24 protein-coding genes and 1 tRNA gene are annotated in these 23,695 nt (G+C 72.5%); 15 read left to right on the top strand and 10 right to left on the bottom strand.

Translation table 11 applies throughout. The features are described 5' to 3' along the window. Positions 1–16: 16 nt before the first annotated feature. From ACTJKO_RS10925 to ACTJKO_RS10915, 3 genes are all read left to right on the top strand, one after another. Positions 17–997 carry an aldo/keto reductase gene (locus ACTJKO_RS10925; RefSeq protein WP_440688547.1) on the top strand — a complete coding sequence of 327 codons (981 nt, stop codon included), beginning with the start codon at positions 17–19 and terminating at the stop codon, positions 995–997. Continuing rightward, the gene (locus tag ACTJKO_RS10920) at positions 994–1,554 is read left to right on the top strand and encodes a hypothetical protein (RefSeq protein WP_440688545.1); all 561 of its coding nucleotides are present in this window, start codon (positions 994–996) and stop codon (positions 1,552–1,554) included. The genes ACTJKO_RS10925 and ACTJKO_RS10920 overlap by 4 nt, the downstream gene beginning before the upstream one ends. Positions 1,555–1,691: 137 nt before the next feature. Continuing rightward, entirely contained in the window at positions 1,692–1,832 is a 141-nt protein-coding gene (locus ACTJKO_RS10915; protein WP_440688543.1) for a hypothetical protein, read from the top strand. Between the two features lie 9 nt (positions 1,833–1,841). On the opposite strand, the gene ACTJKO_RS10910 is transcribed toward ACTJKO_RS10915, so the two are convergent. The 3 genes from ACTJKO_RS10910 to ACTJKO_RS10900 are packed head-to-tail and all read right to left on the bottom strand — an operon-like array spanning position 1,842 to position 4,314. Then, entirely contained in the window at positions 1,842–3,095 is a 1,254-nt protein-coding gene (locus ACTJKO_RS10910; RefSeq protein WP_440688541.1) for a sensor histidine kinase, read from the bottom strand. Continuing rightward, entirely contained in the window at positions 3,092–3,820 is a 729-nt protein-coding gene (locus tag ACTJKO_RS10905) for a response regulator transcription factor (RefSeq protein ID WP_440688539.1), read from the bottom strand. The genes ACTJKO_RS10910 and ACTJKO_RS10905 overlap by 4 nt, the downstream gene beginning before the upstream one ends. Then, positions 3,817–4,314, bottom strand: a complete 498-nt coding sequence (locus ACTJKO_RS10900; RefSeq protein ID WP_440688537.1) for a hypothetical protein — start codon at positions 4,312–4,314, stop codon at positions 3,817–3,819. The genes ACTJKO_RS10905 and ACTJKO_RS10900 overlap by 4 nt, the downstream gene beginning before the upstream one ends. 199 nt (positions 4,315–4,513) lie before the next feature. On the opposite strand from ACTJKO_RS10900, the gene ACTJKO_RS10895 reads away from it, so the two are divergent. The 6 genes from ACTJKO_RS10895 (at position 4,514) to ACTJKO_RS10870 (ending at position 9,676) form a co-directional block, all read left to right on the top strand. After that, the gene (locus ACTJKO_RS10895) at positions 4,514–5,143 is read left to right on the top strand and encodes a hypothetical protein (protein WP_440688535.1); all 630 of its coding nucleotides are present in this window, start codon (positions 4,514–4,516) and stop codon (positions 5,141–5,143) included. A 37-nt stretch (positions 5,144–5,180) separates the two neighbouring features. After that, on the top strand, positions 5,181–5,558 hold the full coding sequence (locus ACTJKO_RS10890) for a holo-ACP synthase (RefSeq protein WP_440688533.1): 378 nt from the start codon (positions 5,181–5,183) through the stop codon (positions 5,556–5,558). Between the two features lie 98 nt (positions 5,559–5,656). Next, positions 5,657–5,944 (top strand): acyl carrier protein, encoded by a 288-nt coding sequence (locus tag ACTJKO_RS10885; RefSeq protein ID WP_440688531.1) that lies wholly within the window; start codon positions 5,657–5,659, stop codon positions 5,942–5,944. Continuing rightward, the gene (locus ACTJKO_RS10880) at positions 5,941–7,143 is read left to right on the top strand and encodes an acyl-CoA dehydrogenase family protein (RefSeq protein WP_440688529.1); all 1,203 of its coding nucleotides are present in this window, start codon (positions 5,941–5,943) and stop codon (positions 7,141–7,143) included. The genes ACTJKO_RS10885 and ACTJKO_RS10880 overlap by 4 nt, the downstream gene beginning before the upstream one ends. After that, positions 7,140–8,093 carry an amino acid--[acyl-carrier-protein] ligase gene (locus ACTJKO_RS10875; RefSeq protein WP_440688527.1) on the top strand — a complete coding sequence of 318 codons (954 nt, stop codon included), beginning with the start codon at positions 7,140–7,142 and terminating at the stop codon, positions 8,091–8,093. The genes ACTJKO_RS10880 and ACTJKO_RS10875 overlap by 4 nt, the downstream gene beginning before the upstream one ends. Beyond that, positions 8,090–9,676, top strand: a complete 1,587-nt coding sequence (locus tag ACTJKO_RS10870; protein WP_440688525.1) for an alpha/beta hydrolase — start codon at positions 8,090–8,092, stop codon at positions 9,674–9,676. Before ACTJKO_RS10875 ends, ACTJKO_RS10870 begins: the two co-directional genes overlap by 4 nt. Before the next feature lie 27 nt (positions 9,677–9,703). On the opposite strand, the gene ACTJKO_RS10865 is transcribed toward ACTJKO_RS10870, so the two are convergent. Together ACTJKO_RS10865 and ACTJKO_RS10860 are read right to left on the bottom strand one after the other, a co-directional pair. Next, entirely contained in the window at positions 9,704–10,630 is a 927-nt protein-coding gene (locus ACTJKO_RS10865; protein ID WP_440688523.1) for an alpha/beta fold hydrolase, read from the bottom strand. Positions 10,631–10,679: 49 nt separating this feature from the next. Beyond that, on the bottom strand, positions 10,680–11,168 hold the full coding sequence (locus tag ACTJKO_RS10860; protein ID WP_440688521.1) for a peroxiredoxin: 489 nt from the start codon (positions 11,166–11,168) through the stop codon (positions 10,680–10,682). 244 nt (positions 11,169–11,412) lie between these two features. On the opposite strand from ACTJKO_RS10860, the gene aceE reads away from it, so the two are divergent. The 6 genes from aceE to ACTJKO_RS10830 all read left to right on the top strand — a co-directional run bounded on the left by aceE (position 11,413) and on the right by ACTJKO_RS10830 (position 19,235). After that, complete coding sequence (gene aceE / locus ACTJKO_RS10855) at positions 11,413–14,157, top strand: pyruvate dehydrogenase (acetyl-transferring), homodimeric type (RefSeq protein ID WP_440688519.1); 2,745 nt, start codon at positions 11,413–11,415, stop codon at positions 14,155–14,157. 7 nt (positions 14,158–14,164) lie between these two features. Next, entirely contained in the window at positions 14,165–15,391 is a 1,227-nt protein-coding gene (locus tag ACTJKO_RS10850) for a PucR family transcriptional regulator (protein ID WP_440688517.1), read from the top strand. Positions 15,392–15,469: 78 nt separating this feature from the next. After that, the gene (locus ACTJKO_RS10845; RefSeq protein ID WP_440688515.1) at positions 15,470–16,423 is read left to right on the top strand and encodes an ACP S-malonyltransferase; all 954 of its coding nucleotides are present in this window, start codon (positions 15,470–15,472) and stop codon (positions 16,421–16,423) included. A gap of 62 nt (positions 16,424–16,485) precedes the next feature. Beyond that, complete coding sequence (locus ACTJKO_RS10840) at positions 16,486–17,475, top strand: beta-ketoacyl-ACP synthase III (RefSeq protein WP_440688737.1); 990 nt, start codon at positions 16,486–16,488, stop codon at positions 17,473–17,475. A 128-nt stretch (positions 17,476–17,603) separates the two neighbouring features. Then, on the top strand, positions 17,604–17,852 hold the full coding sequence (locus tag ACTJKO_RS10835; protein WP_022903951.1) for an acyl carrier protein: 249 nt from the start codon (positions 17,604–17,606) through the stop codon (positions 17,850–17,852). A 138-nt stretch (positions 17,853–17,990) separates the two neighbouring features. Next, positions 17,991–19,235, top strand: coding sequence for a beta-ketoacyl-[acyl-carrier-protein] synthase family protein (locus tag ACTJKO_RS10830; protein WP_440688513.1), 1,245 nt, complete (start codon positions 17,991–17,993; stop codon positions 19,233–19,235). Between the two features lie 405 nt (positions 19,236–19,640). On the opposite strand, the gene ACTJKO_RS10825 is transcribed toward ACTJKO_RS10830, so the two are convergent. The 5 genes from ACTJKO_RS10825 to ACTJKO_RS10805 all read right to left on the bottom strand — a co-directional run bounded on the left by ACTJKO_RS10825 (position 19,641) and on the right by ACTJKO_RS10805 (position 23,550). Further along, positions 19,641–20,141 (bottom strand): DUF3145 domain-containing protein, encoded by a 501-nt coding sequence (locus ACTJKO_RS10825; RefSeq protein ID WP_440688511.1) that lies wholly within the window; start codon positions 20,139–20,141, stop codon positions 19,641–19,643. 168 nt (positions 20,142–20,309) lie between these two features. Then, positions 20,310–21,113 (bottom strand): DUF1684 domain-containing protein, encoded by an 804-nt coding sequence (locus ACTJKO_RS10820; RefSeq protein WP_440688509.1) that lies wholly within the window; start codon positions 21,111–21,113, stop codon positions 20,310–20,312. After that, the gene (locus ACTJKO_RS10815; RefSeq protein ID WP_440688507.1) at positions 21,110–22,183 is read right to left on the bottom strand and encodes an AI-2E family transporter; all 1,074 of its coding nucleotides are present in this window, start codon (positions 22,181–22,183) and stop codon (positions 21,110–21,112) included. The genes ACTJKO_RS10820 and ACTJKO_RS10815 overlap by 4 nt, the downstream gene beginning before the upstream one ends. Before the next feature lie 58 nt (positions 22,184–22,241). Beyond that, positions 22,242–22,316: transfer RNA gene (locus ACTJKO_RS10810), tRNA-Ile, on the bottom strand. A gap of 13 nt (positions 22,317–22,329) precedes the next feature. Then, entirely contained in the window at positions 22,330–23,550 is a 1,221-nt protein-coding gene (locus ACTJKO_RS10805) for a glycosyltransferase (RefSeq protein ID WP_440688505.1), read from the bottom strand. Between the last annotated feature and the right edge of the window lie 145 nt (positions 23,551–23,695).

Raw genomic sequence — 23,695 nt, 5'->3', positions numbered from 1 at the left:
TGGGTACGCTCGGCCCATGCAGAGTCGCACCCTCGGCCGCACCGGCCGCTCCGTGTCCGTCGTCGGTCTCGGCACCTGGAAGTTCGGCGGCGACTGGGGGCCCGTCACGGACGCCGACGCGAACGCCGTGATGGACGCCTCCGTCGAGTCCGGCGTCACCCTCTTCGACACGGCCGACGTGTACGGCGACGGCCGCAGCGAGCAGCTCATCGGCGCGTGGCGCGCCGCCAACCCCGACGTCACGCTGACGGTCACGACCAAGATGGGTCGTCGCGCCGAGCAGCTGCCGTCGAACTACGTCGCGGCGAACTTCCGCGAGTGGGTGGACCGCTCGCGGCGGAACCTCCGTCAGGACACGCTCGACCTCGTCCAGCTGCACTGCCCGCCCACCGCGGTGTTCGAGGACGACGCCGTCTACGACGCCCTCGACGCCCTGGTCGCCGACGGCTCCGTCGCCGCCTACGGCGTCAGCGTGGAGACGGCCGATCAAGCCCTCACCGCGATCGCCCGTCCCGGGGTCGCGTCGGTCCAGATCATCCTCAACGCGTTCCGACTCAAGCCGCTCGACCGCGTCCTGCCAGCGGCCCTGGAGGCGCGGGTCGGCATCCTCGCGCGCGTCCCGTTGGCATCCGGGTTGCTGTCCGGGAAGTACACGACCGACACGTCGTTCGCGGCGGGCGACCACCGCAACTACAACCGGCACGGCGAGGCGTTCGACCAGGGCGAGACCTTCAGCGGCGTCGACTTCGAGGACGGCGTGCGCGCGGCCCAGGCCTTCGCCGCCGCCCTGCCGGAGGGTGTGTCCGTCCCGCAGGCCGCGATCGCGTGGATCATCGCGCAGGACGGCGTGACGGCGGCGATCCCCGGCGCCCGGAACCCCGAGCAGGCACGCTCGAACGCGGGAGCCGGCGACCTGCCCGAGGTGCCGGGGCTCGACGAGACCGTCCGCGAGCTGTACGACCAGTGGTTCCGCGCCTCCGTCCACGACCGCTGGTGAGACGGGCGGCGGTCTGGACGGCACTCGCCGCGCTGGTCGTCCTCGCCCTCGTCGCGGGCGGCACGTCCACCGCAGCGGGGACGACCCGGTCCGCTCCCCCGTGGCCGGCACCGACCGACCGCACCGCCCGGGCCGAGGCCGCGGGACTGCGGAACGTGTGGGGCGAACGGCTCGCCGAGCACGTCCACGCCCACCTGACGATCCTCGACGGCGACCGGCAGGTCACGGTGCCGGCGGACGTCGGGCACTCGGACGACCGGCACTTCGCCGCGCAGCTCCACACCCACGACACGTCGGGCATCCTGCACGTGGAGTCCCCGACGCGGCGCACGTTCACGCTCGGCCAGTTCTTCGACGAGTGGGGTGTGTCGCTCGGGGCCGCGCACGTCGGTGGTCTGCGGGGAGAGCTGACCGTGTGGGTGAACGGGCGTCGGTTCATCGGGAACCCGCGTTCGATCGCGCTCGAGGACCGTCGCGAGATCGTGCTGGACGTGACGACGATCGGCGAGGTCCCACGGCTGCCACCACCGTTCGACTGGCCGCCGCAGTACCGGTGAGCGGGACGGCGTCCGGTCCCGTGTGACAGTTCCGTGACGGCGCCGGCCGCGTGCCGGTGCGGATCGCCGAGCTCGACGCCGCCGCGGGCGCCCCGGGTGCCGCAGGACTGCCACGGCGAGGTCCTAGCGTGCCCGTCATGCGAACCAGCCTGTCCCAGCAGCCCTCGGACGTCGACGACGGTCCGGAGCACGACGACCCCGTCGTGCTCCTGCTCGAGGTGACGATCGGCCTCGTCTTCGCGAGCGTCCTCGGCCTCGCCCTCCTGTGGATCGGGTGACCCCGGCCGTCAGGGCCGTGGGGCGGCCCGCAGGTCGACGGCGGCGAAGGCCCCGGTGTCGGTGTTGCCGAGGCGGAGGACCGCGCCGATCGCGGTGAGCTGCTGCAGGACGATGGCGAGCCCGATCCCCGACCCGCCGTGCGACCCGAGCGCACCGAACCGGCGCGGGCCGTCCCGCAGGACCTCCTGCGGGAAGCCGGGGCCGGCGTCGCGGACCGTCACCGTCGCCGCGTCGACCTCGACGACGACCGGTCGCGAGCCGTGCCGCTCCGCGTTGGCGACGAGGTTCACGAGCGCCCGCGCGAGGTGCTCGGCGTCGACCAGGACGCGGCTCGATCCCCCGACGACGAACCGCACGCGCCCGTGCAGCCCCTCGGCCGTCAGCACCGCGTCGACGGTCTCGCCCAGGTCGGCGGGCACGACCCGGACCCCGGCCGCCTCGTGCGCCGCGCGGGACAGGTCGAGCAGGTCGTCGAGCAGCTGCCGGAGACGCGCTGCGATCCGCCGGACCCGTTCCGCGTCGGGGCCGTCCGGCAGGAGTTCGGCGGCACCGACGAGCGCCGTGACCGGTGTCCGCATGTCGTGCGCCACCTCCGCGCTGATCGCCCGCTCGTGGTCGAGGCTCCGCGCGAGCGCGGCCGCGGTGTCGGCCAGACCACGGGAGAGCACGGCGACCTCGTCGTCACCGCGGACCTCGACCGCCGTCCGTCCCGCGACGGTCTCGTCCACGGCGCGCGCCGCGCGACGCAGACGACCGGTCAGCCGACCGGCTGCGAGCCACGACCCCACCGCGGCGAGCACCGCGGCCAGGACGGCCGCGAGCACGAACGTCCGCTGGAGGTTCGCCCACTGGTCGCGGAGGGCCTCGTTGTCGACGCGGGCGGCGATCACCCCGGAGGCCTGCTCCCTCGCCGCCCACATCCACGTCCCGTCGTCGTACGTCGCGGTCGTCCCGTGCGCGATCGCCGCCCGGAGCGCCGCCGGGATGACGATCGGGTCGTCGGTCGCCCGCGGCGGGAGCGCGCCGCCGAACGCCTGGGTGGCGATCGTCTCGTCGAGCTGCGTCAGCGCCTGCTGCCGGAGCTGCTCGGTGGCGTCGTCGAAGGCGGTGTGCGCGAAGACGGCCCCGGCCGCGACGACGAGGGTCGTGGCGAGGACGGTCATGGCGACGGCGGTGCGGAACCGCAGGGACCGCCACCACCGCGTCGCCGCGGACGGTGCGGACGGCTGCCGGACGGTCGTCGCCTCGGAGGACCAGGTCACGCGGGCTCGACCTCGATCCGGTAGCCGAACCCGCGCACCGTCTCGATGACCCCGGCACCGAGCTTGCGGCGGAGCCGCTGGACGTTCGTGTCGACGATGCGGGGGTCCTGCCAGGTGCTGTCCCACGCCATCGCGATGACCTGCTCGCGGCTCAGCACGGCGCCACGGTTGCGGAGCAGGGCTTCCAGCACCCGGAACTCGACAGAGCTCAGCGGCACGAGCACACCGGCGCGGTCGACCCGACGCCCGGCGATGTCGATGCGCACGTCGCCGACCGAGGCCACCTCGGTGGCCGGGCCCTGCCGACGCCGGAGCACGGCCCGCAGCCGGGCGGAGAGCACGTCGGCGTCGAACGGCTTCGTGACGTAGTCGTCCGCGCCGGCGGCGAGTCCGTTCACCTCGTCCACGGGCAGGCTCCTGGCGGTGAGCAGGATCACCGGGACCCCGAGCGCCGTGAGGGCTCCGGTGAGGTCGAGGCCGTTCATCCGCGGCATCGCGATGTCGACGACGGCGATGTCCGGCACCTCGGCGTCGACCGCGGCGAGCGCGTCGATCCCGTCCGCCGTCGCGGTCACACGCCACCCCCGGCGGAGGAGCAACAGCTGCGTGGTCTCCCGGACGTCGGGGTCGTCCTCGGCGAGCAGGACGAGCGGGGACCGGCCGTCGGGAGCGGAGGTCGTGGTGTGGCGGCCGCGCAGGGGTTCCACGGGGTCGAACGGGGTCACGGTCGCTCCTGGTCGGTGACGAATCCGAGGTCGCCCCAGAGGAAGTGCATGGTCCGGCGTGTGGCCCACGCCGGACGGTCGGTGGCGAAGGTGATGCTGAGGCGTTGGTACCGGCGGACCTCGCCGATCGCCTGTGGCCGGTCGAACCGGACGGCGACCGGGTAGGCGGTGACGGTGCCGGTCCGGCAGTCGCAGGGGTTGTCGGTGAGGAGGCCGGTGGCGAGTGCGTCGCGGCCGCCCCAGGAGGACCAGACGAGGTTCTCGAGGCGTTGGTCGGTGGACTCGCACCAGATGGGGACGGAGGCGGGTTGGGCTGCCGCTTGTTCGCCGCAGCCGGCGTAGTAGGCGTGCGCGAGGTCGAGCACTGCCCGACGTGGCGCGGTGTCGTAGGGCAGGGGCGCCGTCATCGCGGTCACCGCGACGACGAACGTCGAGAGGACGGCGGCCGCGGTGGCGACGAGGCCGACGGTGCGTGCTCGGACGGAGGGGATCACGGTACGAGCCTGGGTCCTCTCGGTGTCCGTCGCGGTGCAGCGATGTGTCAGTTCCGTCACAGATGCTCGCACGTCCGCGTGCGGATGCCGGACGGCGCGACGGTGCCGGGCAGGCTGGGCGACACCGGAGCGAGACGTGCTGACCGTACCGTCGTGTTCCGTCGCGGGGCGTCGTCCCGCGGGAAGGGAACGCCGATCCATGCAGTACACGACCCCGCTCCTCATCGCCGCGGTGGCCTCCGTCGCCCTCGTCGGGTGTGCGAGCACCGCTCCGGCCGTCGATCCGGGTGCGGCCGCGGCCAGCCCGACCGTCGCGGCGGCACCGACGTCGGATGCGCCGTCGGGCTCGGCCGCGGCGCCTCCCGCCACGGCCACGCCCTCGGCACCGGTCTTCCCCGCCGGGCAGCCGCCGCGTCCCGGTCGGCAGGACGCGTACCCGCGGTCGGACGGCGTGCCCGGTCTCACCGCGGCGGTGCGCGCCGCGCGGCACCCCGGTCTGCAGATCTGCGACGGTGACCTCGTCTCCCTCGTGACGGCGTCCGGCGACCTCCGTGGCGACGGGGGCGAGCAGTACCTGGTCGACACGACCTGCTCCCTCGCGACGAGCAGCTCCCCGGACGAGGTGGCGCTCTACGACGTGCACGGCGGCACCATCGCGCGCAGCGCCGTGCTGTCCGAGTTCACGGCGAACCGTCCGGACCCGAGTTCGTACCCGTACGTGTGGCAGGGGCACACGGTGGTGCTGGCCTACGACCAGGACACGTCGTACCGGCTCATCCGCCTCACCCCGGACGGTGTCGTCCCGGGGCTGGTGCAGCCGTTCCGCTGACTGCGGGGACGGGGACCGCTCCGCGTACCCTGCTGCCATGACGACGCTCCGGACGGGCACCGACCTCGCGGCGGTCGAGGACGTCACGGCGGGCATCACGGCCCACGGTGAGCGCTACCTGTCCCGGGTGTTCACGGAGCGTGAGCGCGCCGACACCGGCGACGCCCCGGAGCGTCTGGCCGCGCGGTTCGCCGGCAAGGAGGCGGTGCTGAAACTGCTCCGGCCGATGCCGACCGACGCGGTTCCGCTCACCGACGTCGCGATCGTCCTCGACGCGTCCGGCGCGCCCGTCGTCACGCTGAGCGGTCGTGCTGCGGCACTCGCGGACGCGATCGGGTGCGCGAGCATCGCCGTGTCCCTGGCGCACGAGCGCGGTCTCGCGATCGCGACGGCGGTCGCCCTCACCGACCGCTGACGAGGCCCGTCGGGTCGCTCGGATCGGTGGTCGGCCGTGCGGTTTCGCGCACCCGGACGGCGGTTTTCCGGGCCGACGTCCTCCCTATGGTTGCCTGCATGGACCAGGACCCGACCACCGTGGCGACCCCGCTCGCCCTCGCGACCCCGACGACCGAGCGGGCCGTCCGGCGTGCGCTCGCCGACCACGGGCGACTCACCGTCGACGCCATGGACGTGGCGTCGATCGCCGACCTCTACGCCCTCGGACTCACCTCGCACGCGACCGTGAACGTCATGCTCGCGGTCGAGGACGCGCTCGACGTCGAGTTCCCCGACGCGGCCCTGCACCGCTCGACGTTCGCGACGATCGAGTCGATCGCCGCGGCAGCCGGAGCGGCGTCGTGAGCACCCCCGTGCTCGACCCGGCCGGTGTCGGCCTCGACGAGGTCGTCGGGACGGGCGGACGCTTCGCTGCCCGCACTGCCCTGGTCGCCGAGGTCGCGGCCCGGTTCGCCGACGAGGTCGACCGTGACGCCCGGCCACCTCGGGAGGCGATCGCGGCGATGAAGGAGCACGGACTGCTCGCCGCGGCGGTGCCGACGGAGCTGGGCGGCGAGGGCGCCACCCTGGCCGAACTCTCCGTCATCGCGACCGAGCTCGGCCGTGCCTGTGCGGCCACCGCCATGGTGTTCGCCATGCACCACGGCCAGGCGATGGCGCTCTGGCGGCACGGCGGCGTCGCACTCGGCGTCACCGCCATGACTGAGGCGGTGCGCGCCGGGGCGCTCGTGGCGTCCTCGACGACGGAGCGGGGCATCGGTGGCGACGCGCGGCGCAGCACCTGCGCCATCGAACCCGACGTCGAGGGCCGCGTGCGCCTCCACAAGGACGCCCCGGTGATCTCCTACGCGACGGAGGCCGACGCGGTCTTCGTCACGGCCCGACGCGACCCGGACGCGGCGCCGTCCGACCAGCGCCTGGTGATCTGCCTGCCCGCGGAGACGACGCTCACGCAGACGTCGACCTGGGACACCCTGGGTCTGCGCGGGACCTGCAGCAACGGGTGGATCCTCGACGCCGAGACCCACGAGGACCGCATCCTCCGCGACGACTACGGGACGATCTCGGCGCAGACCGTGCTCCCGGTGTCGCACGTCCTCTGGGCCTCGGCGTGGCTCGGCATCGCCGCGGACGCCGCCGACCGTGCACGCCGAGCGGTCCGCCGGCAGGCGCGTGGTTCGATCGGACAGACGACGCCCGGAGCACTCCGGCTCGCCGAGCTCCTCGTCGACCTGCAGACCCTCGCGGACTCCGTGCGGCACGCTGCAGCGCGGTTCGACGCCGCCGCGGACGACCCCGAGGTCCTCGAGTCCCCCGCGTTCGCACTCGCTGCGAACGCGTTGAAGATCCAGGCGTCGGAACGCGTGACGGACCTCGTGACGACCGCGCTCCGGATCGTCGGCATCGCCGGGTTTGCCGCGTCCGGACCGACCAGCCTCGCCCGACACCTGCGGGACAGCCACGGCGCGGCGGTCATGGTGAGCAACGACCGGCTGCTCCAGAACGACGCGGGTCTGGCGCTCATGAGCGGAGCGATCCTGTGACCGTCACCGAACCCACGACCGTCCCGGACACCGTGACGGCGCTCGACGCCGCGCGCGCCGACCTCCGCGCTCGCCTGCTCCGGGACGGTGTGCTCGTCGACATCGGCTCCCCCGGCCTCTACGGACGCACCGGCGTCTTCGAGCGGGTGTACGGGGCCGTCGACGCCGCGGCCGTGCGCAGCCAGGCCGACCTCGACGCCGAGGTGCTGCGCTTCCCGCCCGTGGAACCGCTCGCGGCGTTCGAGCGCACCGACTACATCGCGTCGTTCCCCGACCTCGCGGCGGCCGTCTCGGGCTTCGCCGGCGACAACCGCGACCACCGTGCCCTGCTCGCCGCGAGGGAGCGCGGGGAACGGTGGGAGTCGTTCCTCGAGCCGGCGGACCTCATGCTGACCCCGGCCGTCTGCCACCCGCTGTACGGTCTCCTCTCCGGCGACCTGCCGGTCGGCGGGCGGACGTTCGACGTCCTCGGCGACTCGTTCCGCCGGGAGCCGTCGCTCGACCCGATGCGCCTCCAGGCCTTCCACATGCACGAGTTCGTGCACGTGGGGACCGCGGCGAGCGCCAGGGCGCACCGTGACGGCCGGATCGCGAGCATCCGGGACACGCTCGAGTCGTTCGGCCTGGAGATCGACGTCGTGCCCGCGAACGACCCGTTCTTCGGCCGGGTCGGACAGGTGCTCGCCCGCAGCCAGGTCGAGCAGTCGCTCAAGTACGAGTTCGTCACGCCGGTGTACGGGCCGGACCACCCGGCGACCGCGATCGGCTCCGCGAACCTCCACGAGGACCACTTCGGCAGCGCCTTCGCCATCCGCAGCGCCGACGGCGAGGTGGCGCACAGCGCCTGCGTCGCGTTCGGACTCGAACGGGTCACGATCGCGCTCTTCGCGGCCCACGGCACGGATCCCGACAGGTGGCCGGCGGGGGTCCGGGCCGCCCTCGCGCTGTGACCGTCCGGCACGGCTGGTCGGGTCGTCCGGCGCTGCGCGTCGCCGTGCACCTCCCGATCGCCGCCCGCGCGGGCGTGGTGCTCTGTCCGCCCCTCGGGCAGGAGGGCGTGATCGCGTACCGCACGCTGCGGCTGGTGGCCGACTGCCTGGAGGCGCGGGGCGTGGCAGCGGTGCGCTACGACCCGTCCGGACGTGGGGACTCCGCCCCCGACCCCGCACCCGACGCGCAGGTCCGGTCCGCGCGCCACGCGGCGGCGCTGCTCCGCTCCACCGGCGTCGAGCGGATCGCATTCGTCGGGCTGTCCTCCGCGGCACCCGTCGCCGCCGCGGCGGCGGCCGACGCCGACGGCCTCGTGCTCTGGGACGCGCCGGCATCGGGGCGCGCCTGGTTGCGGAAGCAGCGCGCACTCGCGGCGATCACGATCGGCCCCGACCGGGTGCGCGACGGTGTGGAGAGCCTCGTCGGCATCGACCTGGACGCGGAGGAGGCGGCGGCGCTGTCCACGCTCGTGTTCGTCCCGCGCTCCGGCCCGTCCGTGGCGCTCGTCCGCCCGGGCAGCACCGCACCTGCGTCGCTCGTCGGCGTGCCGACCGCCGAGGTCACGGGCAGCGCGGAGCTCCTCGACGGCACGAGCATGGTGGCCCGGATCCCGCGGTCCGCCGTCGACGCGGTGGTGGCGTGGGTGGACGCCTGGGCCCCGACGACCGCGGTGCCCGTCGTCCCGCCGGTGCTCGACGAGGTCCTCGACGTCGACACCCGGGTGTCCGAACGCATCGTCCACCTCGGGCCGGACCGGCTCTTCGCCGTCGAGACGGTGGCGTCCGGGCAGGACGAGGACGCCCCGGTGGTGGTGTTGCACAACGGTGCCGCCGAACACCGGGTGGGGGCGTCCGACTACCAGGTGGCGCTCGCCCGGAGCCTCGCACGCGACGGTGCCCGTGTCGTCCGGTTCGACCGGCGCGGGACCGGCGAGAGCACCACGGTGCGCGCGGACGAACGCTCCCGCATGTTCACCCAGGACTGGATCGACGACCAGACCGCGGTGGTGCGGGCCCTGGCCGTGCCCGCCGGACGTCTCGTCCTCGCCGGCATGTGCGCCGGTGCGTGGCTGGCCGGCCGGTCGGTCGACGTGTCCCCGCGGCTCGTGCTCGAGATCAGCCCCAACGACTACCGCCGCCGCCCCGCACCGGTCGGGTCCGTCGCCGACGCCCTGCGCGCGATCGACGAGCCCTCGACCCTGCGCCTCCGGGTCCGCAGCTGGTACAACGCACTCGTGCCGCGGTGGGTGCGCGACCGAGCGGCCCGTCGCGACCGGGCCGGCGGGGTCGTCGAGCACGTCCGGCCGCTCGTCGAGCACGGCACCGACGTCGTGCTCGTCACGTCGCCGGTCGACGCCGAGCTGTTCGACCGTCTCGGCGGTCCCCGGGCGGTGCGCCGGTGGCCCGCACGCGGACGGCCCGGCAGCGTCGAGGTCGTCCGTGTGCCGGGCGGTGACCACTCGCTGTTCTCACCGGTGATGCGGGAGGCCGTGCAGGCCGAGGTGCGGTCCCGGGTCGCGGCGGCGTTCCCCGTGCACGCCTGAGCCCGGACGCCCCCGCGCCCTTCGGCGTCAGGCCAGGCCGAGGGTCCGGGCGACCGCGGCCGGGCGCTCGACGTGCGCGAAGTGCCCGCAGTCGTCGAGGAGGACCGTGCGCGCCTGCGGGAGGAGCGCTCGCAACGCGTCGAGGTCCGACGTCCGCGCGAACACGTCGTCACGTCCGGCGATCGCCGTGACCGGGCACGTCACCGTCCGCCAGCGCCCGAGGTCGTACGTCGCCGCCGCGCGGGCGGCAGCCGTGAACCCGGTCGGCCGGAGTTCCTCGACGAAGGCGTCGAGCACGCTCCGGTCGAGCTCGCGGACGTGCGTGAACACCGGTGCCGCGAGCAGCGGGAGCAGACCGATCCGGTCGAGCACCCGGAGCATCGGGCGCGCCGCCGCTCCGGTGACGGTGAGGCCGGCGCGGAGCAGTGTGAAGGCGGGCAGGGTGGACAGCCCGCGGATCGGGTGCCGTGCGGCGTCGGCGGTGGCGACGGTCGTGCCCGAGACGAGCGACACCGAGCGGACGCGGTCGGGGGCGACGACGGCGAGGTGCATCCCGACGAAGGCGCCCATCGAGTGTCCGACGACGTCGGCGTCCGGGACGGACAGGGCGTCGAGGACCTCGGTCAGCACGCGCACCGAGGCGTCGGGGTCGAGCGGCTCCTCCGGTGCCGGGGACGACCCCCAGCCGGGCAGGTCCACGAGGACGAGCCCGCGGTCTCCCGCGCCACCGGACGCCTGCAGCAGCGGTGTCCACGTCGTCCAGGAGCCGGCGACGCCGTGGAGCAGGAGCAGCGGGTCGCGGCCGCTGCGGTGGTGCACGACCACCGGGCCGCTCGAGGTCCGGACGACCGTCCGGGACAGTCCCCACCCGGCGGGGTCGTCGACGACCGGGAAGGGTGCGTAGGGATCGGGAGCGACCGCCTGCGCGCGTGGGCGTGTGTCCGTGTCCTGCACCGTTCCTCCAGTCCGACCGACGCGTCGGCGTCGTGGAGGGTTCGGAGCGCTAGCCGACGGGGACGGGTGCCGCGCAGGCGGCGAGCCGGTCGAGCGCCGCCTTGTACTCGGTCACGTCGCGGGCCACGCCCGGCTCCGAGATGATCGAGGCCTTGATCCGGCCCTGCACGTCGATGACGAAGGTCGCGCGGTTCGCGAAGCCCTTCTTCTCGAGGAACACGCCGTACTCCTTCGACACCGCGCCGTGCGGCCAGAAGTCGGCGAGGAGCTCGAAGTCGTACCCGTTCGACTGGGCGAACGAGCGGAGCGTCGCCTTCGAGTCGACCGAGATGCCGATGAGCTCGACCCGCTGGTCCTGGAACATCGCGATGTTGTCCTGCAGCGCGCACAGCTCGTTCGTGCACGTGGACGAGAACGCCAGCGGGAAGAAGACGAGCGCGACCGGGCGGACGCCACGGAAGTCGCTGAGGCGGACGTGCTCCCCGAACTGGTTCGGGAGTTCGAAGTCCGGCGCGAGTGAGCCGATCTCCAGTGCCATCAGTGCGTTGCTTCTTCCTCGGGCGTGGGGTGTGCCCGGTGTCCTCGCGCACGCACGGGTCGCGTGTGCACGATCGGCAATCGTACGCCGACGTCACCCGAATGCAAGCACCCGTCCACGTGCACGTCACCCTCAGGCTGACGGTCGGTGAGTGGGCCTAGAGTGGTCGGGGCCCCCATCCGGTCGTGACCCGACCACCGGTGGCCCACGATGTCCACCACCACGAGAACGAACGAGGTCAAGGGTGACGGTGAACGACCAGGACCCGTACAGCCACGGCAGCAACGACCAGGACCCCGAGGAGACCGCCGAGTGGCGTGAGTCCCTCGACGGCCTGGTGCAGACCCACGGCCACCAGCGCGGCCGCGAGATCATGCTCAGCCTGCTCAAGCGGTCGAAGGAACTGCACCTCGGTGTGCCGATGGTCCCGACCACGGACTACGTGAACACCATCGCGCCGGAGAACGAGCCGGAGTTCCCGGGTGACGAGGAACTCGAGCGCCGGTACCGCCGGTGGATCCGGTGGAACGCCGCGATCACCGTGCACCGCGCGCAGCGGCCGGGCATCGCCGTCGGCGGCCACATCTCGACGTACGCCTCCAGCGCCGCCATGTACGAGGTCGGCTACAACCACTTCTTCCGCGCGCAGGACCACCCGTCCGGCGGCGACCAGGTCTTCTTCCAGGGCCACGCCTCCCCCGGCATGTACGCCCGCGCCTTCATGGAGGGCCGGCTCAGCGAGGACCAGCTCGACGGCTTCCGCCAAGAGAAGTCGCACGCCGGCGGCGGGCTGTCGTCCTACCCGCACCCGCGCCTCATGCCGCACTTCTGGCAGTTCCCGACCGTGTCGATGGGCATCGGCCCGATCAACGCGATCTACCAGGCGCAGCAGGCGAAGTACCTCTCCAACCGCGGCATCAAGGACGCCTCCGACCAGCAGGTCTGGGCGTTCCTCGGCGACGGCGAGATGGACGAGGTCGAGTCGCGCGGACAGCTCCAGGTCGCCGCGAACGACGGCCTCGACAACCTGAACTTCGTCATCAACTGCAACCTGCAGCGCCTCGACGGCCCGGTCCGCGGCAACGGCAAGATCATCCAGGAGCTCGAGGCCTTCTTCCGCGGTGCGGGCTGGAACGTCATCAAGGTCGTCTGGGGCCGCGAGTGGGACGACCTGCTCGCCCGCGACACCGAGGGCGCGCTCCTCAACCTCATGAACCAGACGCCGGACGGCGACTACCAGACGTACAAGGCCGAGAACGGCGCGTACGTCCGCGAGAACTTCTTCGGGCGTGACCCGAAGGCGCTCGAACTGGTCAAGGACTACACCGACGACCAGATCTGGAACCTCAAGCGCGGCGGCCACGACTACCGCAAGGTCTACGCGGCCTTCAAGGCGGCGACCGAGCACAAGGGGCAGCCGACCGTCATCCTCGCGAAGACGGTCAAGGGCTACGGCCTCGGCCCGAGCTTCGAGGGGCGCAACGCGACGCACCAGATGAAGAAGCTCACGCTCGACAACCTCAAGCAGTTCCGCGACGAGATGCGCATCCCGATCTCCGACGCGCAGCTCGAGGAGAACCCGTACACGCCGCCGTACTACCACCCCGGCAACGACGACGAGGCGATCCAGTACATGCACGAGCGCCGGCGCGAGCTCGGCGGGTACGTGCCGGAGCGCCGGACCAAGTACACGTCGATCACGCTGCCCGACGACTCGAAGTACCAGGTCGTCAAGAAGGGCTCCGGCAAGCAGGAGGTCGCCACGACCATGGCGTTCGCCCGCCTGCTGAAGGACCTGCTCCGCTCGCCGGACTTCGGCGACCGCGTCGTGCCGATCATCCCCGACGAGGCGCGCACGTTCGGCATGGACGCGTACTTCCCGACGGCGAAGATCTACAACCCGAACGGCCAGCACTACACGTCGGTCGACCGTGAGCTCCTCCTCGCCTACAAGGAGAGCCCGCAGGGGCAGATCATCCACGTCGGCATCAACGAGGCGGGCGCCCTCGCGGCCTTCACCGCCGTCGGTACCTCGTACTCGACCCAGGGCGAGCCGCTCATCCCGGTCTACGTCTTCTACTCGATGTTCGGGTTCCAGCGCACCGGTGACGCGATCTGGGCGGCCGGCGACCAGATGACCCGTGGGTTCATGATCGGCGCCACCGCCGGGCGCACCACCCTGACCGGCGAGGGCCTGCAGCACGCCGACGGCCACTCGCTGCTCCTCGCCACGACGAACCCGGCCGTGGTGTCGTACGACCCCGCGTACGGCTACGAGATCGGGCACATCGTCAAGGCCGGACTCGAGCGGATGTACGGCACGAACGAGGACGGCTCGCCGAAGCACGCCGACCCGAACGTCATGTACTACCTCACGGTCTACAACGAGCCGATCGTGCAGCCGGCCGAGCCGGAGGGCGTCGACGCCGAGGGCATCGTCAAGGGCATGTACCTGCTGCGCCGCAGCGAGCACGACGGCCCGAAGGCCCAGCTGCTCGCCTCCGGCGTCGCGGTGCCGTGGATCCTCGAGGCCCAGGAACTCCTGGCGTCCGACTGGGGTGTCTCGGCGGACGTCTGGAGCGTCACGAGCTGGGGTGAGCTGTACCGCGACGGTCTGGACGCCGAGCAGCACGCGTTCCTCAACCCGAACGAGGCCCCGCGCACGCCGTACGTGACCGAGCGCCTGCTCGGCACCGAGGGTCCGGTCGTGGCGGTGAGCGACTTCATGCACGCCGTGCAGGAGCAGATCCGTCCGTTCGTGCCCACCGACTACGCGACGCTCGGCGCCGACGGCTTCGGCTTCTCGGACACCCGTCCGGCCGCCCGCCGCTTCTTCCACATCGACGGCCCCTCGGTCGTCGTGCGGACGCTGCAGCAGCTCGCGAAGCAGGGCAAGGTCGACCACGCCCTCGTCCAGCAGGCGATCGACAAGTACCGCCTGCACGACGTCACCGCCGGCACCACCGGCAGCGCCGGCGGAGAGGCCTGATCCCCACGTGACGACGGTCCGACCGGACGCCGAGAGCCAGGAGAGCGCGCGCGAGCGGGCGCTCTCCTGGCTCCGTCAGGTGTCCGGTGAACTCTCCACCGCCACCATCAAGCGGCTCGAGGACACGCTCCCCTGGTACAGCGAGATGCCCCCGGGCCGCCGGTCCGCCGTGGGCCTCGTGGCTCAGGCCGGCATCACGTCCTTCATCAGTTGGCTCGAGGGCACCGCGAGCACGCCGTGGATCGCCGCCGCCGACGTGTTCGGATCGGCGCCGCGGGAACTCCTCCGCTCGGTGAGCCTGCAGCAGACGCTCCAGCTCATCCGCGTCGTCGTCTCCGTCGTCGAGGAACGCGCCAAGGACGACGAGATGCTGCAGGAGGCGATCCTCAAGTACTCGCGGGACATCGCCTTCGCCGCCGCCGACGTCTACGCCCGCGCCGCCGAGGCACGTGGCCTCTGGGACGCCCGCCTCGAGGCGCTCGTGGTCGACTCGATCCTCTCCGGCGAGTACGACGACGAGCTGCCCTCGCGCATCGCCGCCCTCGGCTGGCACGGTCACGGCGAGGTCGCGGTGCTCGTCGGCAACGCCCCGAAGCAGCTCGAGGTCGACCAGATCCGTCGCACCGCCCGGCACATGGACGCCGACGTGCTCATCGGCGTGCAGGGATCCCGGCTCGTGGTCGTCATCGGCCGCGCCACACCCCGGGACGACGTCCCCGAGGGCGAGGAACCGGTGTCCTTCACCGCGATCGCCCAGGCCCTGGAGCCGTCGTTCGGTGACGGTCACCTGGTGCTCGGCAACGAGGTCCCCGGCGTGGTCGACGCGTCCACGAGCGCGAAGGGCGCCCTCGCCGGGTTCGCCGTCGCGCGGGCCTGGCGCGGGGCTCCCCGTCCGGCACTGGCTGACGACCTCCTCCCCGAACGGGCCCTCGCCGGGGACCCGCTCGCGCGGTCCGCCCTCGTGCAGCGCATCTACGTCCCGCTCAAGGACCAGTCCACCGAACTGCTGCAGACGCTGTGGTGCTACCTGGACACCGGGCGGTCGCTCGAGGCCACGGCGCGGGAGCTCTTCGTCCACCCGAACACGGTGCGGTACCGGCTGCGCCGCGTCGCCGACATCATCGGGTGGGACGCCACGCACGCGCGGGACGCCCTCATCGTGCAGTCGGCCCTCATCCTCGGTGCGATGTCCGAGTCGAACGCCGGCCGACGGCGGATCCCGCACCGCCGCTAGGAAATCCACAATGTTCAGTCCTGATTCGTGTCGGGATTCCACACGGGCACGACGGGACCCGGCCGGGAGGATTGTCCGGTGATCGTCGTCGTCGCGCCCGGACAGGGCTCCCAGACCCCCGGCTTCCTCGCCCCCTGGCTCGAGGAACCGTCCGTGCGAGACCGCGTCGGGGCGTGGTCCGAGGCCATCGGCGTCGACCTCGTCCGGCACGGCACGGAGTCCGACGCCGACACCATCAAGGACACCGCCCTCGCGCAGCCGCTCATCGTGGCAGCCGGCCTGGTGACCGCCGACGCGCTGCTCGCCGAGGGCCGACGTGCCCTCGTCGGCGGTGTCGCCGGTCACTCGGTCGGCGAGTTCACCGCCGCCGCCGTCGCCGGGATCCTCGACCCGTCCGACGCCCTCGCCCTCGTCGCCGAGCGCGGCCGGGCGATGGCGGACGCCGCGGCGCTCGAACCCACGTCGATGGCGGCGGTCCTCGGAGGGGACGCCGACGCGGTCGCCGCAGCACTCACCGCGCACGGCCTCGTGCCCGCGAACCACAACGGCGGCGGGCAGACGGTCGTCGCCGGAGCCGCAGACGCCATCGCCGCCCTGGCCGCCGACCCGCCCGCGAAGGCCCGGGTCGTCCCGCTCGCGGTCGCCGGCGCCTTCCACACCCGGTACATGGCCTCCGCCGTCGAGCGGGTCGCCCCGGTCGCCGCCGCCGCGACGGTCCACGAGCCGACGCTCCCGATCTGGACGAACGCCGACGGCTCCCGCGTGGACGACGGCCGACGCTTCGTCGACCTCATGGTCCAGCAGATCGCGAACCCCGTGCACTGGGACGCCGTGATGGAGTCCTTCGCGGCAGCCGGCGTGACCGGCATCGTCGAACTCGCCCCCGCCGGCGCCCTCGTCGGCCTCGCGAAGCGCGGACTGCGCGGCACGCCGACCGTCGCCATCAAGACCCCCGACGACCTGCCCGCAGCGATCGAGCTCCTGCAGAGCGACGCGCAGTCCGCAGGCCAGGAAGCAGCAGCAACCGCATGACCGACGTCACCCCCTCGTCCGCCGCCGCGGACGCGACCGAGCCGAGCCGCGCCTCCAGGCCGATGCTCGCGCAGCGTCGTGGCCACGAGTTCACCCGCATCCTCGCCTTCGGCGCGGCCCGCGGCGAGAACGTCGTGCCGAACGACGACCTGGTCGGCCCGATCGACTCGTCCGACGAGTGGATCCGCCAGCGGACCGGGATCATCACGCGGATGCGCGCCGGCCAGGACGTCGAAGCCGTCGACCTCGCCGAGGCGGCAGCGCTCGACGCGATCGCGAAGGCCGGACTCGAGCCGTCGCAGATCGGCGTCGTCCTCGTCAGCACCGTCACCCACACCGTGGCCACGCCCTCGATGGCGTCGCTGCTCGCCGAGCGCATCGGCGCAGCGCCCGCGGCCGCGTACGACATCAGCGCCGCGTGCGCCGGCTACGCCTACGGCATCGCGCAGGCCGACTCCTTCGTGAAGTCCGGCATCGCCGACCACGTGCTGGTCGTCGGCGCCGAGAAGCTCAGCGACATCGTCGACCCCACCGACCGGTCGATCTCGTTCCTGCTCGGCGACGGCGCCGGCGCCGCGATCGTCGGGCCGAGCGACTTCCCCGGCATCGCCCCGACCATCTGGGGCTCCGACGGCTCGAAGTGGGACGCCATCGGGATGACCGCCACCTACAACGAGTGGGAAGCGGGGGCCGCGCGGCCGACGATACGGCAGGCCGGTCAGACCGTGTTCCGCTGGGCCGTCTGGGAGATGGTCAAGGTCGCCCGGGAAGCGCTCGAGACCGCCGGTGTGCAGCCGTCCGACCTCGCGGCGTTCGTGCCGCACCAGGCGAACATCCGCATCATCGACGAGTTCGCGAAGCAGCTCGGCCTGCCCGACTCCGTGATGATCGCCCGCGACATCACGACCACCGGCAACACCTCGGCCGCGAGCATCCCGCTCGCCACGCACCGCCTGCTCGAGGAGCACCCCGAGCTGTCCGGCGGCCTCGCGCTGCAGATCGGCTTCGGCGCCGGTCTGGTGTTCGGCGCACAGGTCGTCGTCCTCCCCTAGCCCACCCCACCACCCGCTCCACCGGCGCTCGTCGACGGTCGACGATCCCCGGCCCGGCTCCGGGCGCGAGCACCACTCGTGCCCTAGGCTGGTCCACGGTCAAACGACACCCCCCAAGGAGAACACTCATGGCCCTGTCCAACGAAGAAGTCCTCGCCGGCCTGGCCGAGCTGATCAACGACGAGACCGGCATCGCGACCGACACCGTCGCCGCCGACAAGTCGTTCACCGACGACCTCGACATCGACTCGATCTCGATGATGACCATCGTCGTGAACGCCGAGGAGAAGTTCGACGTGAAGATCCCCGACGAAGAGGTCAAGAACCTCAAGACCGTCGGCGACGCCGTCGACTACATCGTCAAGGCCCAGGCCTGACGCGAGCTTCCTGAGCGCCGCGGCCGCGGACACACCGCGGTCCGCGGCGCTCGTCTCGTTCACCCGCCGGCGCTCGGCCGGTCCGGGCGGGGCGCCCTCCGACGCACTGCCAGTCCACACGAAAGAACACGTCGTTCCATGACCAACAAGACCGTCGTCGTCACCGGGATCGGTGCGATCACACCCCTCGCCGCGACCGCCCCGGAGACGTGGGAGGCGCTGCTCGCCGGCAAGTCCGGCATCACCCGCATCGAGGACCCGCGCTACGCCGAGCTCGAACTCCCCGTCGAGTTCGCCGGCCAGGCGCGCCGCTTCCTCACCGACCAGCTCACCCGCCCCGAGACGAAGCGCCTCGACCCGTCGTCGCAGCTCTCCCTCGTCGCGGCGCGTGAAGCGTGGGCCGACGCCGGCATCGACGCCGAGACCGTCGTCCCCGAACGCCTCATCGTCGACTGGGCGACCGGCATCGGCGGCGTGAACACGCTCCTCGACGCGTGGGACACCCTGCGCGAGAAGGGTCCGCGCCGTGTCATGCCGATGACCGTCCCCATGCTCATGGCGAACGGCCCCGCCGCCGCCATCGAGATGGAGTTCGGTGCCCGTGGTGGCGCCCGGACGTACCTCTCCGCGTGCGCGTCCTCGACCGAGTCCCTCGCCGAGGCGTACCGCCACGTCGCGAGCGGTGACGCGGACATCGTCATCACCGGTGGCGCCGAGGCCGCGCTGCACCCGCTGCCCCTCGCGGCGTTCGCGGCCATGCAGGCGCTGTCGCGTCGCAACGACTCCCCCGAGACCGCGTCGCGCCCGTACGACGTCACGCGCGACGGCTTCGTGCTCGGTGACGGCGCCGCGGCGCTCATCCTCGAGACGAAGGAGCACGCCGAGGCCCGCGGCGCGAAGATCTACGCCGAGGTCGCCGGCGCCGGCATCACCTCGGACGCGTTCCACATCACCGCACCGGACCCCGAGGGCAGCGCGGCCGCACGTGCGGTCCTGCAGGCGCTCGAGCACGCCGGGGCCGCCCGCGAGGACGTCGTCCACGTCAACGCGCACGCCACCTCGACGCCCGTCGGTGACGTCGCCGAGTACCACGCCATGCGCCGGGTCTTCGGTGACCACCTCGACGACATCGTGGTCTCGGCGACCAAAGCGTCGACCGGACACCTGCTCGGTGGTGCCGGTGCGATCGAGGCCGCGTTCACCGTCCTCGCGCTGCACAACCGTGTCGCGCCGCCGACGATCAACCTCACCCAGCAGGACCCCGAGATCGTGATGGACGTCGCCACGGCGCCGCGCGAGCTGCCGCAGGGCGATCTGCTCGCGGTGAGCAACTCGTTCGGCTTCGGTGGGCACAACGCCGTCGTCGCGTTCCGGACCGTCTGACACCAGTCCTGGAGGCCCGTCCCGCGTCGTCGGGGCGGGCCTTCGTCGCGCGCGGGGCGGCGCGGGGGGCGTTCTCGTCGCACGACCTGCCGCTCACCTCCGGCCCCGGCGGCGTGTTGCGCGACCAGAACGGCCGCGCGCGGCACGTCGTGCGACCGGAACCGCAGCCGGGAGCGCCGAGCGGCGGGGGCGCTCTCGTCGCACGACCTGCCGCTCACCTCCGGCCCCGGCGGCGTGTTGTGCGACCAGAACGGCCGCGCGCGGCATGTCGTGCGACCGGAACAGCAGCCGGCAGCGCCCGCAGCCGGCAGCGCCCGCAGCCGGCCGGCGGGCGCCCGCGCCGGGGACGGCGAACGCCGCCCGGCCGAGCGGCGGGGCGGCGTTCGCGCGCGGAGGAGCGTCGGGTCAGCCGACGCGGTGGAGCCAGACGACGGGATTGCCCTCGGCGGCGTGGCGGAACGGTTCGAGCTCGTCGTCCCACGCCTGCCCCAGCGCCAGACGCAGCTCGCGGTGGAGTTCGAGCGCGTTGCTCCCGGCGACCTCCATCGCGTAGCGGACACGGTCCTCGGGGACGACCATGTTGCCGCTGACGTCCGTCTGCGCGTAGAACACGCCGAGGTCCGGCGTGTGCATCCAGCGGCCGCCGTCGGATGCGGAGGTGGGTTCCTCGGTCACCTCGTACCGGAGGTGTTCCCAACCGCGCAGGGCCGACGCGATCGCAGCACCCGTGCCGACGGTGCCGGTCCAGGTGAACTCGGTGCGCCGAGCGCCGTCCTGTGCCGGCTGGTCGAGCCACGAGAAGTTCACGGCGCGACGCATGGCGCGACCTGCTGCCCATTCGACGTGCGGGCAGAGCGCGCGTGGTGAGGAGTGCACGTAGAGCACCCCGGTGGTCGTTCCGTCCACGATTCCTCCGATTCGTCAGGTGCGACTTCCCCATCGACCTGGACCACGGAGGTTCGTTCGGAACCATCGATATCTGATTGTGATGTCCTTGCGGACACGCCCATTATGCAGCCTGCGCGCTGGGAACGCCAGACGCTGCGTCGGATCAGGGGCGCGGCGCTCCGCGGGTCAGTGCAGGACGTGCCCGTCGGCGTCCACGGGGTGCCGCTCCCCCGCCGTGATCGGCACCGGGATGCGGTTGTCCTCGGGCGGGATCGGGCAGGCGTACTGGTACGAGAACGCGCACGGCGGCAGGACGAGCAGGTTCCAGTCGAGCTCGACGTCGGCATCGACGCCGGGGTCGTCGAGGTACAGGAAGCGTCCCATCGAGTAGGTGCTCCCGGAGTCGTCCTCGGGCAGCGCGCTCGTGGCGTCCTGGACGATGAGCTGCAGCCGCGCCGACCCTCGGAACGGCGCCGACCGGACCGCCACCAGTCGCACCGTGGTGCCGCCGAAGGCCGTCTCGATGTGCCCGGCGACCTCGAGCGCGTCGCCGGCGGCGTCGAGGACGCTGCCACGCGCCTCCTGGCCGTCCACCGGTGTGTACCTGCCCGACGTGACCCACCCGTCGGACCGGTCGAAGCGTGCGATGCGGGCGAAGCGCGCGATCGCCTCGGACGCGGGGTCCCAGACGCGCAGGGTTCCGCGGGAGACGGTCCCCGAGAGCCCGTCCGGGAAGGACACCATCGAGGGGACGACGGCCTCGTCACCGGCGACCAGCGCGGTGCCGTCCACCGGATCGCCGTCCACGCTCACGCCGTCGGTCGTCGACGCGGTGACGGTGAGTCCGCCCGGAGCCGGAGCCCACTGCCCCGGGACCGGCCACACCGGCTGCGCGTGGTCGACGCGCTGGGCGTTCACGAGGGCGAGCGGGCCGCGAGCGCTGACGGCCCACCGGTCGCGCTCGGCGACGTGTTCGTCGAACGCGCTCACGACTGCTCCTGTCGTGGGTAGATGACCTTCTGCACGATGATGATCACCGACGCCGCGACGGGGAGCGCGACGAGTGCCCCGAGGACACCGCCGATCGTGCCGCCGGCCACGGCCGCGATGACGACGAGCGCGCCGGGGACCTGCACGGCACGCGACATGATGCGCGGCGAGATGACGTACGCCTCGACCTGCATGTAGACGAGGTAGTAGATGCCCGCGGCGAGGGCCGTCGCCGGCGAGGCGAACAGGCACAGCAGCGAGATGACGATCGCGGCCGCGAGGGTCCCGACGAGCGGGATGAGCGAGCCGAGGAACGCGAACGAGGCGAGCAGCACGGGCAGCGGGGCGCCGATGATGAGCAGGAACACCAGGCTCAGGATGCCGTTGATGAGCGCCTGCGAGATCTGCCCGACGACGTACCGGCCGACGGCCTGGGTGATCTGTTCGCTGACGTCGATGAAGTTCTGCCGCCGGGACGCCGGGACGAACCGGTAGGCCATCGACTTCATCCCGCGCATCGACGCGAGGAAGTACAGCATGAGGATGATCACGATGACGGCGCCGGTCAGACCGGACAGGATGCCGCTGCCCACGGCCAGAATGCCGCCGCCGAGGCTGAGCAGGTTGCCCGGGTTCTCGACGAACGACTGCACCGACTGCAGCGCGTGGTCGATGTCGAACGAGCCCGAGAACTGCTGGGACAGGTTCCGCACCCACTCCTGGTGGAAGACGTCCTGCACGATCTCCGGGAAGTTCTGGATGAGGTTCGTCGCCTGCTGCACGAGGAGCGGCACGACCGCGAACACGACGCCGGCGAACGCGGCGAGGACCCCGACGACCACGACCGTGATCGCCACCCACCGCGGCACGAACCGCTCGAGGAACGACACGAGCGGGTCGATGCCGAGCGCGAGGAACAGCGCGACCCCGATGTACACGAGGACGGTCGACAGCTGGTGGATGATGGAGCCCGCCACCAGGGCGACGAGGACGCCGATCGCGCCCATGAAGCCGATGCGGAAGGCGTTGACGCGCACGCCGGTGCCACCCCGCCCGACCTCGAACGTCACGTTCGGCGTGGGGCTGTGGTCCTCTGGGGGCGTCTCGCGCTTTCTCGGCAGGTGCACGTAGGGCGGGCGGGACTCGAACCCGCGGATCGTTCGGTTATGAGCCGACTGCCTTGACCAGCTTGGCTACCGCCCCTCGCCGGGGACCGTCAGGCCACCGGCTCCCCACGATACAGCGACTCGAACGTCGAGAGCGTGCGGTTGATGTCGTGTGCCTCGATCATGGCCAGGCTGCGTGCCCGCATGGCGACGTACTCGTCGTCGGGAGCGGTCAGCACGGCGGTGAGCTTCGCCGCGAGGTCGTGCTCGTCGCCCGGGGTGAACAGGTACCCGTTGCCGTCGATGAGGTGCGGGAGCGCCATCGAGTCGGCGGCCACGACCGGCAGCCCGGACGCCATGCCCTCGAGCGACGAGATGCTCTGCAGCTCCGCGGTGGAGGGCATCGCGAACACGGTGCCGTTCGTGAGTGCCTGCCGCTTGACCTCGTCCGGGACGAAGCCGAGGAAGCGCACGCGGTCCTCGACCCCGAGCTCCTTCGCCTGGGCCTTGAGCTTCGGGATCATCTCGCCGTCTCCGACGATGGTGAGGGTCGCCTCGAGCTCGGCCGGCAGCACCGCGAGGGCGCGGACGAGCACGTCGAGGTTCTTCTCGGGCGCGACCCGGCCGACGAAGACGATGTCGTTGTTCGCGGGCCGTCCCTCGCGTGCGACGTACCGCGAGGCGTCGATGCCGCAGGAGATCGCGAGGACCCGCTGCCCCGCGATCGCCCGGCGGAGGTAGTCCGCCGCGAGGTTCGTCGGGGTGGTGATGGTGTCGGCGAGCCGGTAGGTCTTCGCGGCGTCGTTCCACGCGATCTTCAGCGCGATCGGCAGCGTGCGCTTGCCGAACGGCGTGTACTCGAGCAGGTTCTCCGGCATGAAGTGGTTCGTGGCGACGATCCGGATGCCGCGGTCGTGCGCCTCGTGCACGATCCCGCGGCCGATCACGACGTGGGACTGGATGTGCAGGACGTCGGGCTTCACCGCGTCGAGGATGGGGGCGGTCCACTTCCGCACGCTCCACGGCCAGACGAAGCGGAGCCAGGCGTGCAGCGGCCACTTGTACGACTTCAGCCGGTGCACGACGAGGGTGACCCCGCGGTGCTCCTCGTCGAACGTGCCGTAGTGGCGGCTGGAGGCGGGCGCGACGACGTGGACCTCGTGCCCGCGTTCGGCGAGGCCGACGGCGAGCTGCTCGGCGAACGTGGCGGCTCCGTTGACGTCCGGCGGGAAGGTGTCGGCTGCGATCAGGACGCGCAGCGGTCGTCGACCCCCCGTCGCACCCGTCGGCTCGGCGGTGGCGGTGGTGGCGTCCTCTGACACGGCTGACATCGTCCTCTCGTGGGCGGTTGCTGGTCGGTCTGCGACGCTACCGCACCCGCCCCGGGGAGCGCGTCCGCCTCGCGGCGGACCAGCCCATACCGAGGTACGACGCCCGGCGCAATCCGCCGACGCCCAGCGCAACCCGCCGACGCCC

Origin of the sequence: Curtobacterium sp. 22159, from assembly GCF_052045775.1 — a bacterium.
Classification (GTDB): domain Bacteria; phylum Actinomycetota; class Actinomycetes; order Actinomycetales; family Microbacteriaceae; genus Curtobacterium.
Note: the sequence above shows the minus strand (reverse complement) of the source record. Positions and strands in the feature narration are given on the sequence as shown.

Excerpts from the sequence above, each read along its gene's own strand:
- ACTJKO_RS10805 (WP_440688505.1), bottom strand. The coding sequence starts at position 23,550 with ATGTCAGCCGTGTCAGAGGACGCCACCACCGCCACCGCCGAGCCGACG.
- ACTJKO_RS10885 (WP_440688531.1), top strand. The coding sequence starts at position 5,657 with ATGGACCAGGACCCGACCACCGTGGCGACCCCGCTCGCCCTCGCGACC.
- ACTJKO_RS10890 (WP_440688533.1), top strand. The coding sequence starts at position 5,181 with ATGACGACGCTCCGGACGGGCACCGACCTCGCGGCGGTCGAGGACGTC.
- ACTJKO_RS10860 (WP_440688521.1), bottom strand. The coding sequence starts at position 11,168 with ATGGCACTGGAGATCGGCTCACTCGCGCCGGACTTCGAACTCCCGAAC.
- ACTJKO_RS10840 (WP_440688737.1), top strand. The coding sequence starts at position 16,486 with ATGCTCGCGCAGCGTCGTGGCCACGAGTTCACCCGCATCCTCGCCTTC.
- ACTJKO_RS10895 (WP_440688535.1), top strand. The coding sequence starts at position 4,514 with ATGCAGTACACGACCCCGCTCCTCATCGCCGCGGTGGCCTCCGTCGCC.
- ACTJKO_RS10830 (WP_440688513.1), top strand. The coding sequence starts at position 17,991 with ATGACCAACAAGACCGTCGTCGTCACCGGGATCGGTGCGATCACACCC.
- ACTJKO_RS10925 (WP_440688547.1), top strand. The coding sequence starts at position 17 with ATGCAGAGTCGCACCCTCGGCCGCACCGGCCGCTCCGTGTCCGTCGTC.
- ACTJKO_RS10915 (WP_440688543.1), top strand. The coding sequence starts at position 1,692 with ATGCGAACCAGCCTGTCCCAGCAGCCCTCGGACGTCGACGACGGTCCG.
- ACTJKO_RS10835 (WP_022903951.1), top strand. The coding sequence starts at position 17,604 with ATGGCCCTGTCCAACGAAGAAGTCCTCGCCGGCCTGGCCGAGCTGATC.